This window comes from Oceanidesulfovibrio marinus (genome assembly GCF_013085545.1).
GTDB lineage: Bacteria > Desulfobacterota > Desulfovibrionia > Desulfovibrionales > Desulfovibrionaceae > Oceanidesulfovibrio > Oceanidesulfovibrio marinus.
Map to the genome: position 1 here is coordinate 2,912,288 of NZ_CP039543.1, position 14,924 is coordinate 2,927,211.

General features: G+C 60.5%; 11 protein-coding genes and 1 riboswitch. Of the genes, 3 read left to right on the forward strand and 8 right to left on the reverse strand.

Annotated elements, in window-relative coordinates:
• Positions 1-74 precede the first annotated feature (74 nt).
• Together E8L03_RS12860 and E8L03_RS12865 are read left to right on the forward strand one after the other, a co-directional pair.
• Positions 75-1,727 (forward strand): tetrathionate reductase family octaheme c-type cytochrome, encoded by a 1,653-nt coding sequence (locus E8L03_RS12860; RefSeq protein ID WP_483406966.1) that lies wholly within the window; start codon positions 75-77, stop codon positions 1,725-1,727.
• Between the two features lies 1 nt (position 1,728).
• On the forward strand, positions 1,729-2,373 hold the full coding sequence (locus tag E8L03_RS12865; RefSeq protein WP_171267568.1) for a cytochrome b/b6 domain-containing protein: 645 nt from the start codon (positions 1,729-1,731) through the stop codon (positions 2,371-2,373).
• A 151-nt stretch (positions 2,374-2,524) separates the two neighbouring features.
• On the opposite strand, the gene E8L03_RS12870 is transcribed toward E8L03_RS12865, so the two are convergent.
• The gene (locus E8L03_RS12870) at positions 2,525-3,496 is read right to left on the reverse strand and encodes a linear amide C-N hydrolase (RefSeq protein WP_244963525.1); all 972 of its coding nucleotides are present in this window, start codon (positions 3,494-3,496) and stop codon (positions 2,525-2,527) included.
• Positions 3,497-4,727: 1,231 nt separating this feature from the next.
• On the opposite strand from E8L03_RS12870, the gene E8L03_RS12875 reads away from it, so the two are divergent.
• A complete protein-coding gene (locus E8L03_RS12875) occupies positions 4,728-5,861 on the forward strand; it encodes a DUF362 domain-containing protein (RefSeq protein ID WP_144306809.1) in 1,134 nt (377 codons plus the stop codon).
• Between the two features lie 179 nt (positions 5,862-6,040).
• Here the strand turns inward: E8L03_RS12875 and E8L03_RS12880 are convergent, their stop codons facing one another.
• The 7 genes from E8L03_RS12880 to E8L03_RS12910 form a co-directional block, all read right to left on the reverse strand.
• A complete protein-coding gene (locus E8L03_RS12880; RefSeq protein WP_244963526.1) occupies positions 6,041-6,778 on the reverse strand; it encodes an anaerobic ribonucleoside-triphosphate reductase activating protein in 738 nt (245 codons plus the stop codon).
• On the reverse strand, positions 6,775-8,967 hold the full coding sequence (locus tag E8L03_RS12885; protein WP_171267570.1) for a ribonucleoside triphosphate reductase: 2,193 nt from the start codon (positions 8,965-8,967) through the stop codon (positions 6,775-6,777). The genes E8L03_RS12880 and E8L03_RS12885 overlap by 4 nt, the downstream gene beginning before the upstream one ends.
• Before the next feature lie 136 nt (positions 8,968-9,103).
• Positions 9,104-9,310, reverse strand: a riboswitch (cobalamin riboswitch).
• Between the two features lie 595 nt (positions 9,311-9,905).
• Entirely contained in the window at positions 9,906-11,012 is a 1,107-nt protein-coding gene (locus E8L03_RS12890; protein WP_144306811.1) for a glycerol dehydrogenase, read from the reverse strand.
• 90 nt (positions 11,013-11,102) lie between these two features.
• Complete coding sequence (gene dctP / locus E8L03_RS12895) at positions 11,103-12,164, reverse strand: TRAP transporter substrate-binding protein DctP (protein ID WP_171267571.1); 1,062 nt, start codon at positions 12,162-12,164, stop codon at positions 11,103-11,105.
• Positions 12,161-13,444, reverse strand: coding sequence for a TRAP transporter large permease (locus tag E8L03_RS12900; RefSeq protein ID WP_171267572.1), 1,284 nt, complete (start codon positions 13,442-13,444; stop codon positions 12,161-12,163). Before E8L03_RS12900 ends, dctP begins: the two co-directional genes overlap by 4 nt.
• 19 nt (positions 13,445-13,463) lie before the next feature.
• Positions 13,464-13,955, reverse strand: a complete 492-nt coding sequence (locus tag E8L03_RS12905) for a TRAP transporter small permease (RefSeq protein ID WP_144306814.1) — start codon at positions 13,953-13,955, stop codon at positions 13,464-13,466.
• Positions 13,956-14,030: 75 nt separating this feature from the next.
• A complete protein-coding gene (locus tag E8L03_RS12910; RefSeq protein ID WP_171267573.1) occupies positions 14,031-14,924 on the reverse strand; it encodes a PfkB family carbohydrate kinase in 894 nt (297 codons plus the stop codon).

The window sequence follows — 14,924 nt, forward strand, 5'->3', positions numbered from 1 at the left end:
CCATATAGCCAGAAGACCTTGCCCATCACCGTCTTGAACAGGCGGACACCAATAAGGACAGGGGGACAGGACCGATGAAACGAATCATGTCACCGAGCCTGTGGACGCTTCCGGCTCTCCTGGCGCTCGCACTGCTCTGCGTATGGCCAGTACTGGCGGCCACGGAGCAGCAGGACGACGCGCCGGCCAAACCCTACGGCGCGGACGAGGCGCGGGCCCGCACCAAGCTGCCGGCCCGATGGATCACCACCGACCACTCCAAGCACGAGGCCCTGCAGGGCAACTTCACCTCCGGCCCGGAGGTCACCAAGGCGTGCCTCTCCTGCCACAACGAGGCCGCCAAGCAGGTGCACCAGACCATCCATTGGACATGGCTCTGCCCGCATGACGAAACGCACGAAATGGGCAAGTACGGCCTCACGCTGAACAACTTCTGCGTGGCCGTGCCTTCCAACGAGCCGCGCTGCACATCCTGCCACGTGGGCTACGGCTTCAAGGACGCGAGCTTCGACTTCAGCGACCCCACCAAGGTGGACTGCCTCGTTTGCCACGATCAGACCGGCACGTACAAGAAGTTCCCGGCCGGCGCCGGCAACCCCGTGACCAAGCCCACGGTCTTTCCCGGCAACGGCAAGGAGTATCTCCCGCCCGACTGGAACAAGGTGGCGCAGTCCGTGGCGCGGCCCAGCCGCAAAAACTGCGGCGACTGCCACTTCATGGGCGGCGGCGGTGACGGCGTGAAGCACGGCGACCTCGATTCCTCCTTGTACAACCCGGACAAGGAGCTCGACGTGCACATGGCGGCCGACGGCGCCAACTTCACCTGCGTGCGCTGCCACACCACGGACGCGCACAAGATTGCCGGACGCTGCTACAAGAACCCGGCGCATGTGGACCGCAGAAGTCTCATCGACGACGACCAGATGACGCGCATCGCCTGCGAGTCCTGTCATACGGCCACGCCGCACAAACCCGGCGTCAAGGCCAACGACCACACGGACAAGGTTGCCTGCCAGGCCTGCCACATCCCCACCATGGCACGCGCCAAGCCCACCAAGATGTGGTGGGACTGGTCCCAGGCCGGCAAGAAAAAGGACGGCAAGCCTTTTACCGAGGACGGTCCTCTCGGCAAGCACATCTACGACACCAAGAAGGGCGACTTCCGCTGGGAAATGAACGTGGTCCCCGAGTACCGCTGGTTCAACGGCACCATGCTCTATGTGACCCTGGACGACGAGATCGACCCCGCCCAGGTGGTGGAGCTCAACTGGCCCGTGGGCGGATACAGCGACACCAACTCGCGCATCTACCCCTTCAAGATGCACCGCGGCAAGCAGCCCTACGACTCCGGCCGCAACCGCATGGTCATCCCGCACCTCTTCGGCAAGGATGACGCCGCGTACTGGAAGAACTACGACTGGGGCAAGGCCATCGCCGCCGGCCAGGCGTACAAGGGGCTTGAGTACAGCGGCCAGTACGACTTTGTGGAGACCGCCTACTACTACCCAACCACGCACATGGTCGCGCCCGAGGACAAGGCCCTGGCCTGCGAAAGCTGCCATTCCTCCAACGGCCGCCTTGTGAAGCTCGCCGGGTTCTACATGCCTGGCCGCGACCACTTCGGCATTATCGACACGCTCGGCTACGCCGCCGCCATCCTCGCCCTGCTGGCCGTGCTCGGCCATGGCCTGGTGCGGTACGTGGCCGGAAAGAGAAGGAGCAGCTAAGATGAGCGGAACCAACAACACCCGGCGCATCTTTCTCTACTCCCGGTTCGAGCGCATCAACCACTGGGTCCAGGCGGCCCTGGTGCTCACCCTGCTCGTCACGGGTTTCGAGATCCACGGCACGTACACGTTGCTCGGCTTCGAGACGGCGTTTGACGTCCACAACTTCTGCGCGTGGACCTGGCTCGTGCTCTTCATCTTCGACGTCTTCTACCTCGTGGTCACCGGCGAGTGGCGCCAGTACACGCCGACCATGAAGAAGCTCTTCGACGTGATGCGCTACTACATGATCGGTATCTTCCGTGGCGAGCCGCATCCTGTGCCCAAGTCCGAGCGCGCCAAGCACAACCCGCTGCAGCGCCTCACCTATCTGGGAATCGTCAGCTTCCTGATTCCCTTCCAGATGGCCACGGGGTTCCTCTACTATTACTACAACGACTGGGCGACCATCGGCCTGGGCGGGCTCTCCCTGGGCACCATGGCCGCGCTGCACACCATTGGCGCGTTCGCCTTCCTGGTCTTCATTATCGTCCACGTCTACATGACCACCACCGGCCACACGGTCTTCTGCCACATCAGGGCCATGTGCACCGGCTGGGAGGATGTGGAAGACTCCTCCGAAACCAAGGAAGGCGCTTCAGCGTAAGACACTTCAAGCACGCGCCCGACCCAAGACAAAGCCTCGCACCGGACATCCGGAACGGGGCTTTGTTATATGAAGATTTCAGGAGACTGCGCGGTGAGGGGCTCCGCCTCACATTCCTGCAGGCTCCTTCATCGTATTTGCACAAACCGGACTATCTGGCCTGATCGCTCACATCCTCGTAGGTGCCATAGTCCTGGCCCAGGGGGATAATCAGATTCTTCCCGCCGTCCATGGGCAGCTTGTCGAAATGGACAACCTTGTAGTTCTGGTTCTCGTAGGTCCGCACATACACGGCCTTGCGCGCAAAATCATACACTGTGGTCCACTGGGTATAGTCGTACTCCGGCTTCCCGTCGCCGCCCACGCCCCGGGAGATGCCTTTGGAGATGGCGAAACCGGCGATCAGGTTCATGCCCAGGGCCACTGCAGCGTCTGCGTCATCCGGCTGCAGCACGGAGTTGGCGAAGACAGCCGCCCGCACGAAACGGGACGGCGGGGTGAAGTCGCCGGGCAGACCAAGCAGGCCGGTCCCTTCGCCCAGGGAAAGCGCCTTGTAGTCGCCGATCTGGGCGGAGTCCACGTTGTCGGGGCGCAGGTTGATGAATTGCCGCAGATGGGTCAGATGCCACTCGAAGGACGGCGCGTTGGTGAACACACCCACCGGGTTGTCTGTAATGGTCACCTCGCCGTTGATGGACTCGATGACGGCGGCCTTGCCCGTGGCGTCCATGACGTACCAATGGCACAGCACCACTTGATGAATCGCCTCGACCTCCACGCCGGCGACATGGATCTTGGGCAGCGCGGCCTTGACCTCATCGATGGTGGCGAAGTTCGTCAGCAGCCAGGCAATGATATGGGTCTGCGCCACGGTATTTGGATAATCCGCGGGCTTCACGCCAGGGAACTTCGTCTCCCCCTCCTTCATCCAGAAACCGCCCGCATACAGCCCCTTCTCGTTCATGCCTTCCAGCGGCACTTTCAGATTGAACCCGTTGGGGCCGACAAAGCCGTACTTGGCCGTCCACTGCAGGCCATGGCCGTCGTTGGGGGTGGGAGAGGTCCATTGCAATCCATGCGGGGAAACCATCAGCGCGGAATCGATGTAATTGCCAAACTCCATGGAACGCGCCCAGACAACGGAACCGTCCTTGGCGATAACCCGCATGCCGGTGCAGGCCGACGAAGAAACCGGAACGGAAAAGAGTCCGGCGACAAGAAAAAATAAAATGGCAAATGTTTTCAGGCTGAAAGATAGCATGCAATAACCCCTTGATATGTTGAAAGCCATACTCACAGTACTTTGCGACGGCCACTCCTGATTCCTTCATCGCAACACGGGACGCATGTCAATATCATTCATTGTAAAACTCGATCGAGACAAGGTCTTTGTGCGTGACTTTCTTCTGGTTCAACAATTCACTCCATCCCATTTGAGCTTTTTTTGCGTCATAGATACGCAGTATTGCTGCATCTGAGCGCATACTTGCCGCCACGCCTGCTGTCCTGGTGTTCCATCATCTTGGTTATATTGTCCGTTCCTTCAACTGTGACGGATGCGTTGGGGCGGCCACACCGAGTGATGCCCCATCCCGGCATGCAACCATTGTCCCGGCCATGGCCGTCAACAGCCCGCATCCGATTCATGACCCGAGGAACCGAGCACCGAGAAACACCACTCCGGTCCCCTATCCGGCTGGCCCTGTCCGGCCAGCGTAACACGCTGAAACAACTCGTATGCGCTTATTGATTTCAGCACGCCTACACCGGCTCGAATAATAAACTATCCTCTCAAATTTTTGCCTGATCCTCTAATAGACGGTTGGACCAGTTGTTCACGACCCCCCCACTCTGATAAGGATCACTGGACGAAACGACTGGCCTGATGGGTCGAAAGGGCGCCCCGCCTGAAGCGACGATTTCCGGTTTAATCGTTGTCAAAAAATGAGTATCCCACCGAGTGTACGAGCCGTCGGCCTGCTTCGTCATCCAGGAAACGAGACGGCTCATGACCACGACGAACATCCGGACTCCGCCAACGCGGCCTCTCAGGTCGGTCATGGAAGCCGTCGCCAACTCATGCAGCGAGCTGTCGCTCAGGGACGTCAGGGAACCATTGAAACCAGCCTCCTGATGCGGCGTTTGATATCGGTGCATGCCAATACGGCACGTGACGGCCACGATCCGCCGATACGATTGGGACGTGATCTCGTTTGAAACACGCATGGCAACGTTATTTGCAGGAAAAACGCATGATGCATGCACATTACGGCGTTGCAGTGAGGGAACCATTGCATCGCCGGATTGCATCATGATCGAAATAAGGAACAAACAACAAGCTGAGGTAAGGAAGCATGGAAAAAGCAAAAGTATACTTTACTGATTTCCGCACAAAAGCTTTTGGTGACGGACTGCCCACAAAGCTCAAGAAAATGATCAAAAAAGCCGGCATAGGCGACATAGAGATGGAAGGCAGGTTCGCCGCCATCAAGCTGCATTTCGGTGAGCTGGGAAACATCAGCTACCTGCGTCCCAACTATGCCAGGGCCGTGGCGGATGTGGTCAAGGAGCTGGGCGGCAGGCCCTTCCTGACCGACTGCAACACCATGTACCCGGGCAAGCGGAAGAATGCCCTGGAGCATCTTGAGTGCGCCTGGGAAAACGGCTTTACCCCGCTGACCGTGGGCTGCCCGATCCTGATCGGCGACGGTCTCAAGGGAACCGACGATATCGCCGTTCCCGTGGAGGGCGGCGAGTACGTGAAGGAAGCCAAGATCGGCCGAGCCGTGATGGACGCGGATGTCTTCATCAGCCTGACCCACTTCAAGGGCCACGAGGTGACCGGGTTCGGCGGCGCCATCAAGAACATAGGCATGGGCTGCGGCTCACGCGCGGGCAAGACGGAGCAGCACAGCGACAGCAAGGCGTCCGTCGACGAAGAGCTGTGCAAAGGCTGCCGCACCTGCCTGAAGGAATGCGCCAACAACGCCCTGGAGTTCAACTCCGAGATCAAGAAGGCGCACGTCATCCAGGAGAACTGCGTGGGCTGCGGACGTTGCCTTGGAGCATGTAACTTCGACGCCATCTCCTTCGGCTTCAACGCGGCTGTGGCATCGCTGAACTGCCGCATGGCGGAGTACACCAAGGCTGTTGTGGATGGCCGTCCGCACTTCCACATCTCGCTGATTGTGGACGTCTCCCCCAACTGCGACTGCCACGGTGAAAACGACGTGCCGATTCTGCCGAACATCGGCATGTACGCATCCTTCGACCCTCTGGCCCTGGACCAGGCCTGCGTGGACGCCTGCATGGCGGCCACCCCGCTGCCTGGCAGCCAGCTCGCCGACAACATGGCGAAGTCGGATTTCGTGGACCATCACGACCACTTCACCAACACCAGACCCGAGTCCGAATGGAAGACCTGCCTGGAGCACGCCGAGAAGATCGGTCTGGGGACCCGGGAGTATGAGCTGATCGTGGTCAAATAGAACGAAAACCGACGTCCTTGGGCATATCCTGTATGGGCACATACCGGCATGCCTGGGACGTTGCGACTTGCAGCGAACTCTCCCTCTCCTCCGGCAGGGGGAGAGTTGCTGTTATGATAGCCTGAATCCTAAGACTGTTGGATTAGACAGCCTGCCGGGCCTGACAGGCCGGCGCGGGCCTAGGCCCGGACCACCAGCCGCGCTCCAGCTCCCAGAGCCTGCCGCAGCAGCGCCGCAAGCTGCTCGGATACATGCGCGCGGTCGGACGCAGCCAGGCGCTCATCGGCGCAGCCATCCGGCTGGAAGGCCTGCAGCGCCCATGTAAGCTGACCTGCCGCCCTTGGCAGGGCGGCGATTTCTCCAGCCACCTCACACAGCTCCTCTTCGGAAAGCAGCGACGGATGCCACGTGGTGCGCAGCTCGAAAGGAATGCCCGCCTCCTGCAGCATGGCCAGGCTTTCCCAGGCCTTGTCCGCGCTCTCCGGTGCGCCTGTAATGCGCGCATAGACCGGGCGGGGAGCCTTCAGGTCGAACCCGACCCAGCCGCACAGGGGCAGCACGCGCGCCAGGGCCCGGGGCGTCATGCCGCTGGTGTGCAGCCCCACCTCGAAGCCCAGGTCGCGTACATGGCGCATGGAGTCTTCCAGGCCCGGTTGGAGCAGTGGCTCGCCGCCCGAGAACACCACGGCGTCCAGCAGGCCCTGCCGGGATTCAAGCCAGCGCAGGACCTCCGACCAGGGGCGTTCCCCTTCGCCGAATGGCCTCAGGACCGCATTGTGGCAGTAGGGGCAACGCCAGGTGCAGCCCTGGCAAAAGACCACGGCGGCCAGCTTTTCCGGCCAATCCGCCGTGCTCAGGGGGGTGAGGCCGCCCACGACCAGGTCGGCGGCCCCACTTTCAAGGTTCAAAGACGTCACGCGGGCACCGCGTTATCGTGCGCAGGCTCGCTGAAGCACACGCGCTCGTCGTACTCGCCCTTCTTGCCTATGTTGAAGGCCGAGCGCGGCCGGTAGTAGCCCATGACGCGGGTCCAGACCTCGCACGCCTGATCGCGGCCTTCGCCCGCACAGGTGGGGCAGGTCTCGTGCTCGCCCGCGAGGTAGCCGTGGCTGGGGCACACGGAGAAGGTCGGCGTCACCGTAATGTAGGGCAGAGCGAAGCGCGAGAGGGACCGGCGCACCAGCTCCTTGCAGGCGGCCGAGCTGGAAACGCGCTCACCCATGTACAGGTGCAGCACCGTGCCGCCGGTGTATTTGCGCTGCAGCTCCTCCTGCCGGGCCAGCGCCTCGAAGGGGTCGTCCGTGAAGTTCACGGGCAGCTGGGAGGAGTTGGTGTAGTACGGCTGTTCCTTGGTGCCTGCCTGCAGGATGTCCGGGAAGCGGCGGCGGTCCTCCTTGGCGAAGCGGTACGTCGTGCCCTCCGCCGGGGTGGCTTCCAGGTTGTACAGATGCCCGGTCTCCTCCTGGAACTCCGTCATGCGCGTCCGCACGTGGTCCAGGAAGCGCACGGCAAAGGCATAGCCGTCGTCCGTGGTGATGTCCTCCCGGTCGTCCGTGAAGTTACGGATCATCTCGTTGATGCCGTTGACGCCGATGGTGTTGAAGTGGTTGCGGAGCGAGCCCAGGTAGCGCTTGGTGTAGGGGAAGAGCCCGGCGTCCATGCGCGACTGGATCTCCTTGCGCTTGATCTCAAGGCTCGTGCGCGCGGTCTCCAGCAAGGCGTCCAGGCGGGCGAACAGTGCGCGCTCATCCCCGCGGAGAAGGTAGCCCAGGCGCGCGCAGTTGATGGTGACCACGCCCAGCGACCCGGTCTGCTCCGCGCTGCCGAAGAGCCCATTGCCGCGCTTCAGCAGCTCGCGCAGGTCCAGCTGCAGACGGCAGCACATGGAGCGCACCATGTTGGGCTCCAGGTCCGAGTTCACGAAGTTCTGGAAGTACGGCAGGCCGTACTTGGCGGTCATCTCGAAGAGCAGGTCCACGTTGGGGTTGTCCCAGGGAAAATCCTTGGTGATGTTGTACGTGGGGATGGGAAAGGTGAACACCCGGCCCTTTGCGTCTCCCGCGGTCATGACCTCGATGTAGGCGCGGTTGATCATGTCCATCTCGGCCTGCAGCTCGCCGTAGGTGAAGGGCATCTCCTCCCCGCCGATGACCGGATGCTGCTCGACGAGATCCTCCGGGCAGGTCCAGTCGAAGGTGAGGTTGGTGAAAGGCGTCTGCGTGCCCCAGCGCGATGGCACGTTCAGGTTGTAAATGAGCTCCTGGATGCACTGGCGCACCTCTTCGTAGGCGAGCTTGTCCTTGCGCAGGAAGGGAGCCATATAGGTATCGAAAGAGCTGAAGGCCTGCGCGCCCGCCCATTCGTTCTGCAACGTTCCAAGAAAGTTCACGATCTGGCCCACGGCGCTGGAGAGGTGCTTGGGAGGTTTGGCCTCCACCTTGCCGGGCACGTTGTTCAGGCCCTCGGTCAGAAGCGTCCGCAGGGACCAGCCCGCGCAGTAGCCGGAGAGCATATCCAGGTCGTGGATGTGCATGTCGCCCTCGCGGTGCGCCCGGCCCACCTCCGGCGGGTACACGTGGTTCAGCCAGTAGTTGGCCGTCACCTTGCCGGAGACGTTCAGTATGAGCCCGCCGAGCGAGTATCCCTGGTTGGCGTTGGCGTTGACCCGCCAATCCTGCCGGTCCAGGTACTCGTTCATGCTTGACGCCACGTCCACCACGGTCTTCCTGTCCTGGCGGAGCTTGGCGCGCTGCTCGCGGTACACGCTGTAGGCGCGCATGGTCCTGAAATGATTGGCTGAGATAAGGGCCTGCTCCACCGTGTCCTGGATGTTTTCAATATCCGGCACACGGCCCGAGAAGCGATGCGACAGGACCTTCACCACCTGTGCGGTGAGCAGGCCGGCCTCGGCGTCGTCGAATTCGTCCGTAGCCGCGCCCGCACGGCGGATGGCCGAGCGGATCTTATCGACATTGAAATCGATGACCTCGCCGCTACGCTTGCGCACCTGGACCGGCGGCGCAATGGGTCGCAGGGGCGTGAGTATGGCGGCGGGAGCAGCCTGATCTGGAAGAGGTTCAGTGAGGCGTTGGACGTTCTGGGACATTATGATCTCCGACTGCTGAAGGTTTTAGCGATGACGCGGGGGTCAGCGCCTGCAGCCGGAGAACATGGAACATGTTCCCTTTCGATCTGCCGCACGGCCCTCCCACGAGGCTCACGCGTCAAACCGCCGGGACGCTCGGTCCTGACGGGAGCGGGCAGGTCTTCGGACTTGCGGGCGTGTGCGGCATGCTCGCCGCCTTCCTCGCCCCCCGACTTCCCGGCATGCTCGCCAGTGTCTCACTGTGGGGGCTCGTTCCCGTTCACCGCTGCGGGGCAGCTCCGGATTCGCACCGGATTCCCTTTTCACCCGGACTGGTCCGGGCACCTGCTCTGGTCATTTTTTAGAGCTGGCGGACTGCAAAGTCAAATCGCGCCTGCCACATAAGAGATTGGTTTATTTATAGAAAATGCCAGAAAGTGACAGCACTGCAAGCTGACAATGGGTTGAAATTACGGAATTAACCGAGCCAATTTGGCTGACAGGAAAAAATTCTAGAAAAAATCTCAACGAATCGTTCCTGCCTCGGATGGAGGCTCTGCCGGAAGCTCCGCGACGGCACGGCGAGCACCTTCTGGCAGGTGTTCGACTCATATGGATGTGCTGGACGCTTCCACCCCTCAAAAGAATCTCGGATCATCGAGGCGGCGCGGGAAAAGCCCCTGCTGCGCCATGAAAAAGAGGGTGCCGTGAAACACGGTCACCCTGTTAAATGTCATGGCCAAGGGACAGAATCGAGCTACCGACGCAGGGGCTTTCAGCCCGCGTTCATATGGTGGGTGGGGAACCTTCGACTTCGACAACACCGGACGACCGCATTCCACTTGTGACGGCGGCAAGCCGATGTATCTATATCAAAACCCCAGGCCAGAGGGGCGCCCTGTCTGACCTAGCCCGGGAAGGCGGCGCAGCCCGTCACCATATTTCCACCGCACCGCCGCTCAGCTGTCCGAGGAGCCGGCTCTATAGGCCGCTACGAATTTATTCGCCTGCGTTATGGCCTCTTCAACACTCTCGATCGTCACCGGGATGGACATATTGTGGATGCGGCTTTTCGGGCGGAGCACAAACGTTGCCGTCTTGCGAAGCTGTTCTGCATCCGGTTCGGGTATGCCCAGGTCTTTCAGTGATGCCGGCAGACCCACCGCGGTGTAGAAGTCCAGCATATCCTTCATGAACGCGTCGTCTCGTTTTTCCAGCATGAACTGGGCGATCAGCCCCAACGCGACCTCCTCGCCGTGCAACACGCCCTTGGCTCCCGGCAAATCCGCCAGGGCCATGCCGATGGCGTGCGCGGCGGCCACACCGCAGCCTTCAAAGCCAAGCCCGCTCAAAAGCGTGTTGGCCTCGACGACCTTCTCGACAGCCTCGCTGACGCGCTGCTCCCGCACGTGGCGAACCGCCTCCGGAGCATATTTGCGTACGATCGTATAGCAGGCGTCGGCAAGACAGATGGCGGCCTCGGTCGGTCTGGCGCCGAAGAAGTTATCGCAACCGGAAGCGACACACTGATCTGCCTCGAACTTCGTGACCAGCGCATCCGCAATGCCTGCTATGAAAAACCGGACAGGCGCGCGGGCTACAATCCCTGTATCGACCAGCACCGCATCCGGATTGTTTTCCAGAAACCGCGGTCCGATGAAGGTGCCGTCGTCGTTGTAGGTGATGGCAAGCCTGCCGGTGGCGGAGTCGTTGGACGCGATTGTCGGCACGATGATCACGTGGATGCCGGTTTCGATCTTCACGGCCTTGGCGGTATCGATGGCCTTGCCGCCGCCAAAGCCGAGAACGCAGTCGCAGCCTTCGTCCCGGGCTTTTTGTGACGCGCTTTCGATAGCAGCAGGAGAGCATTCGCCGCCAAAGTCCACAAACAGCGGCGTAATGTCCTCTCGCTTCAAGGCCTGAACAAGCGCCTCTTCATAAAGACTCCTGACAAACGCATCGGCGACAACCAGGGGCTTTTTACCGAACGGCCGGACATACTCTCCAATGTTATCAAGTAGTCCGTCCCCCAGCTTGTACACCAGCGGAAAACCCATCGCTTTCATCTCAAAAAACCTCCGTCCCAAAAGTAACGGGGCGCCACGCTGACGCCCCGCCACTCATAGAGACACATTATAGACGTTACACAACCAGTGTCACTGATTGTTTACTTTCGCTTGTGCTTCTTCCACGGCGCTGAGCATGATCTTCAACCATTTGTCGCCATACTTTTCGACGTACCAGTCCTCCATATGCTGCCTGGCGCCGAGGAACGTCTCCCGGTCCGCGGCCGTGGGCTCGTAGATCTCGCCGCCCGCGGCGATAAAGTCCTCGTTGGCGCTGGCTTCCGTCTCTGCATTGAACTTGGTCTGCTCTGCGGCGGCTGCGGTGAACCCGTCCAGCACGACCTTCTGCAGGTTCTCGGGCAGGCTCTTCAGCCAGCTGTCGCTGACAAAGTAGTAGCCAAAGAGGAAGGTGTGGCGATCCAGGATCAGGTGCTTGATGCTCTCGTAAAACTTGTTGGACATGACGTCCGGCGTGCCGTTCTTGGTGCCGTCGACAACGCCGGTGGCCAGCGCCGTATACAGCTCGCCCCAGGCGACAGGCGTTGCCGAGGCGCCGAGGCTCTTGACGAACTCCTGCTGCAACGAAGAGCTGATGGTCCTGATCTTCAGTCCTTTCAGATCGTCAGCCGTATGGATTGCCTTGTCCGTGGTGAAGAATGAACGCCAGCGGCCGCCGTCGCTGACTGCGGTCAGCCTGACATTGGGCAGCTGTTCAAGGATCGCATCGCGCATCTTGTCGGTGAAGGACCCTGCCATGAATGCGTAGGCCACCTCGTCATTGGGCAGGACATACTGCAGATCCACAACACTCAGCTCCGGGATGAACGGAGTCACGCCGCCGATGGAAACGTGAGCCGATTCCAGAACACCGGCGTTCACCTGCTCCATTACCTCTTGATAATTGCCGAGCTGGTTGCCGGGAAAGATCTGAACCTCGATCGCGCCATCCGACTTTTCCTCGATGTACTTTTTGAGGGAGGTCGACCCGACGTAATCGTCGTTGTTCATTGTGGCCGGACCCGCATGGGCAATCTTCAGGGTGAAGTCCGCCGCAGCCGCCGGGTTGGCCATCAGCCCGACCATAACCACAAACGCGACGATACACATGGTGAGCTTCATCATGCACTCCTTCTTTGAAAGGTTGTTTGTCATACAGGAAATCCCAACAATCTTGGCAGAGTAAGCGATATCACCGGGCAGAACGTTATCAGAATCAGAACGAGGCCCTGGATTAGGTAGAAAGGCAGCATCTCGCGAACGATTGTCTCGACCTTGACGCCCGACACGGCGGAAGAGGCGAACAGCGCCAAACCAAACGGCGGTGTCGCCAACCCCATGGTCAGGTTGAGGCACATGATCACGGCGAAATGGACCGGGTTGATGCCCAGACCCAGCATGGTCGGTCCCAGGATCGGCCCCAGGATCAAAATCGCTGGTCCCGCATCGAGAAACATGCCTGTAATCAGCAACAGCACATTGGCGACAATCAGGAACACGGCCGCATTGTCGGTCAGGCCGATCACAAGCCGCGCAAGCGATTGTGGCACGCCTGCAATATTCAGCACCCAGCCGAACAGCGAAGCCGAGCCGATCATCAGCAGGATGATCGCTGAGGAACCTGCAGACCGGCGCAATATCTTTGCCAAATCGCCAACCTTCAGCGATCGAATCGCAAGGCTCAGGATGAGCGCGTAGACCACCGCGACCGCAGCAGCCTCGGTGGGGGAAACAATGCCCAGCAGGATGCCGCCCAGAATGATGACCGGGGTAAGGAGCGGAAAAAAGCCCTCGAACGACGCATGGGCGACTTCCCTTGCCGTGGCCCTGCTCTCCTGCTTCGGCAGATTATGCTTCCGGGCGATGAAGGCCGTCATGATCATTAGCCCCACACCCATCAACAGGCCTGGTATGAAACCGGCGGCGAACAGCGCTCCGACCGACACGTTCATGATGTAGGCGTAGACGATCATGATGATGCTTGGCGGTATGACCGGACCAATGATCGATGAAGCCGCAGTCACCGCCGTGGCAAAGGAACGCTTGTAGCCGTCTTGCTCCATGGCCGGGATAAGCATCGATCCCAGCGCCGAGACATCCGCGACGGCAGAGCCGCTCAGGCCCGCGAACAGGATCGAGCTGAGGATATTGACGTGCGCGAGTCCCCCGCGGCAGTGGCCGATCAATACCTGCGCCAGCCTGACAAGGCGATGGGTAATACTCCCGGCGTTCATGATCTCACCCGCCAGGATGAAAAGCGGGACCGCCACAAGAGGGAACTGGTTGATTCCTGCAAACATGCGCTGCAAGCTGATCTGAAGCAAAGCAGCATTGCCTTGCAGGGAGAACCCCAGCAAGGGACCGAACGCCAGTGCAAAGACGATCGGCACGCCTATCAGTGCGGTGACGATGGTGAAAATAATGAAGAGGGGCATGGGCGGATATCCTATTCAATCATTCGGACTGTACGAACGGGCTTAAGATGTTCTCGATGCACAGCGGCACGATCAAGGCGAACCCGACAGGCAGCGCAAGATAGGAGTAGCCGTGGGAAAGCCAGTCCATGGACGGGATGATTCTGGCCATCCCCTGTTTGACGAACGGAACGCCGTATACGATTACCGTAATCGCCACGAAGAGAACCGCAGCATTGGCAACCGCGCACAGCAATTTCGAGCATGCCTTGGGAAGCCTGTCAGAGGCGAGGTTGGTAGCGATGTGACCGCCCCGCATGCCCACCGGCGCCCCCAGGAACGACATCCAGACAAGACAGACAAGCGTGAAGTCCTCGCTCCACGGAATGGGGTTGTTCAGGCAGTAACGCCAGACGACGGAACAGAACAGCAACCCCGCCAGCACCCCCAGCAGAACGGTGAGGATGGCTTCGCACATCTTGATTATCAGGGTATTGCACAGCACAAGGCCGCTGAACGCACGCTTGAGCATGTTCCCTTCCCTCACTTCACTACTTCAGTTGGTCGACACATGGTTCTCGCTCCTGACAACGAAACGGCCAACGAACTATACGTGGCCGAGAAATACATCGACCTGCTCCCGGGTCGGGATACCCGTTGAACCCCCGGGGACAGTGCATTTCAACGCGGCGGCGGCGCTGGAAAAACGGAGCGCCTGCTCTATCCCCATGCCTTCCGCCAGCCCCACGGCAAAGGCGCCATGAAAGGTGTCGCCTGCGCCAAGCGTGTCTACGCAATCAATTTCGAACTTGGGCATGTGCTTGAAGATGTCGCCGTCCATCCAGCAGCACCCTTTCTCGCCTGCTGTGATGGCCACCCATCTGCCCGTTGCCTTGGCTGTTGCGCGAAGGTTTGCTTCCAGGTCTTTCTGTCCACCTACCAGTTCCGCGCCGCCTTCGGAAAAGACGATGTAGTCGGCCAGGGAAACCAGGGCTGTTGTGTCATACGGGGCCATATCCCCATCTATGACTGTGGTGATGCCCTTTTTCCTGGCGTACTCCAGCGCCGCACGTCCGCCTTCGGGCCAACGCACGTCGGCAAGAACCACGTCGGCTTGTCCAATGACGTCCCAGGGCAGCCAGGATGCATCCGGAGCGATATCCGCGTCACTGAAGTTGACCACCTGCCGTTCACCGTGGCTGTCCACAACAACGGAAGAAACCTGCGTGGAAAAGCCGTCCACAAGCCGAACGCATGAGGCGTTCACCCCGCGTTCAGTCAACGAGTCCACCATGAACCGGCCACCGGCGTCATTTCCAAGGCGGCCGATGAACCATGCCTCGTGCCCCATCGCCGCAACGGCAAGGGCGGCGACAGCGGCAGGGCCTCCGGCGGCCGCGGCATAGTGCGTGGCGAAGAACTTGCCCCCACCGGACGGGAGCTCGTTGACCCGAAACATGTAGTCCATACAGCCGAGGCCGACGCAGACAATCCTGGCCAT

Bases quoted from the DNA above. Each gene is read 5' to 3' on its own strand.
- E8L03_RS12860 (WP_483406966.1), top strand. From the start codon at position 75: ATGAAACGAATCATGTCACCGAGCCTGTGGACGCTTCCGGCTCTCCTG.
- E8L03_RS12865 (WP_171267568.1), top strand. From the start codon at position 1,729: ATGAGCGGAACCAACAACACCCGGCGCATCTTTCTCTACTCCCGGTTC.
- E8L03_RS12870 (WP_244963525.1), bottom strand. From the start codon at position 3,496: ATGGAGTTTGGCAATTACATCGATTCCGCGCTGATGGTTTCCCCGCAT.
- E8L03_RS12875 (WP_144306809.1), top strand. From the start codon at position 4,728: ATGGAAAAAGCAAAAGTATACTTTACTGATTTCCGCACAAAAGCTTTT.
- E8L03_RS12885 (WP_171267570.1), bottom strand. From the start codon at position 8,967: ATGTCCCAGAACGTCCAACGCCTCACTGAACCTCTTCCAGATCAGGCT.
- E8L03_RS12890 (WP_144306811.1), bottom strand. From the start codon at position 11,012: ATGAAAGCGATGGGTTTTCCGCTGGTGTACAAGCTGGGGGACGGACTA.
- dctP (WP_171267571.1), bottom strand. From the start codon at position 12,164: ATGACAAACAACCTTTCAAAGAAGGAGTGCATGATGAAGCTCACCATG.
- E8L03_RS12900 (WP_171267572.1), bottom strand. From the start codon at position 13,444: ATGCCCCTCTTCATTATTTTCACCATCGTCACCGCACTGATAGGCGTG.
- E8L03_RS12905 (WP_144306814.1), bottom strand. From the start codon at position 13,955: ATGCTCAAGCGTGCGTTCAGCGGCCTTGTGCTGTGCAATACCCTGATA.
- E8L03_RS12910 (WP_171267573.1), bottom strand. From the start codon at position 14,924: ATGGCCAGGATTGTCTGCGTCGGCCTCGGCTGTATGGACTACATGTTT.